Here is a 1,034-nt window from a genome sequence, read left to right as displayed (position 1 = left end):
GTGACGAACTCCTGAATGGCGAGATCTTCTACACACTCAAGGAGGCGCAGATCGTGATCGAAAGCTGGAGGCGTCACGACAACGGCGTGCGCCCACATGCCTCGCTGGGATACCGGCCGCCGGCACCCGAGGTGTTTGTGCCAGCCTTCTCCGCTTGGCCGGCTGCGCTCGCCCGACCAGCTCCGCCGGCCAAGCTACCCGTGGTGGAGCGGCCTACCGCGCACTAACTCTACCCTTAGACCACCGCGCGGGGGGCGATCAGAAGCCGCTAAGCGGTTCTTCCGCAAGATGCTGGTGGATCAGCCGCTTCTTGCACCTGACCGAATTGGTACGGATGGTGCCAGCACCTACCCGCCAGCCATCGTTGAGAGCCGCAAGGAGGGTCTGCTGCCTCACATGCATGCCCACTACGTCACCAAGCATCTGCAACAGGGTATCAAGAGCGATCACTTCCGGGTGAAGAAGAGCATGCCTCGGATCGGCTGCTTTCAATCCTTCCACACCGCTCGACGCACGATCTGCGGCTTCGAGTCCATGCTCTGGCTGCGCAAAGGCTTCGGCTTCGCTGGTGCGTGGACCATCCGCGAGCAGAACCGGCTGCTCGGGGTCTGCTTCGGACTTCAGGCGGTTAATAAAACCTGAAAACGGGGCTCATCCGGCCCCTGCTGCGGCCTACGGCACGGCTTGCGACAGGCCCCGTCGGCGTAGGTATTTCGCCACGCGGCAGAACGCCGACCCCCTAGGCTGACTGATCGTAATGTTGATCGCGGACCGGCCACCACGCTCGGGAGGGGGAGCTTTGCTCGCCCAGCGCGGTGGTCGGTCTGCACCAGCCCTCCCCCGCCTCAGCTTCCGCCCTTATCCCGCAAGGACGCTCGAAGGTCCGGCAGCGCCGCCATCCCAATTGCGATCCACCCGCTTCCGTCTGGATCTAGCGCTTAGGCTCCGGACCCATAAGTTTGGCTTAGGCTCTGGACCCATAAGTTTGGCTTAGCAGGTGTGTCTGTGATTCCTTCTGGGTGGAGGAGGCGCCG

At 63.1% G+C, this 1,034-nt stretch carries 1 protein-coding gene and 1 pseudogene; both read left to right on the top strand.

Annotated features, from left to right (window positions below; genetic code table 11):
* Positions 1–227, top strand: a 227-nt coding sequence (locus CRT23_RS27640) for an integrase core domain-containing protein (RefSeq protein ID WP_146056572.1), incomplete at its 5' end; no start/stop codon positions are given.
* A 34-nt stretch (positions 228–261) separates the two neighbouring features.
* Positions 262–642, top strand: a pseudogene (locus CRT23_RS27635) (DDE-type integrase/transposase/recombinase); the annotation flags it as partial.
* Positions 643–1,034: the final 392 nt, after the last annotated feature.

The organism is Methylobacterium sp. V23 (assembly GCF_002917135.1).
Lineage (GTDB): Bacteria > Pseudomonadota > Alphaproteobacteria > Rhizobiales > Beijerinckiaceae > Methylobacterium.
Note: the sequence above shows the minus strand (reverse complement) of the source record. Positions and strands in the feature narration are given on the sequence as shown.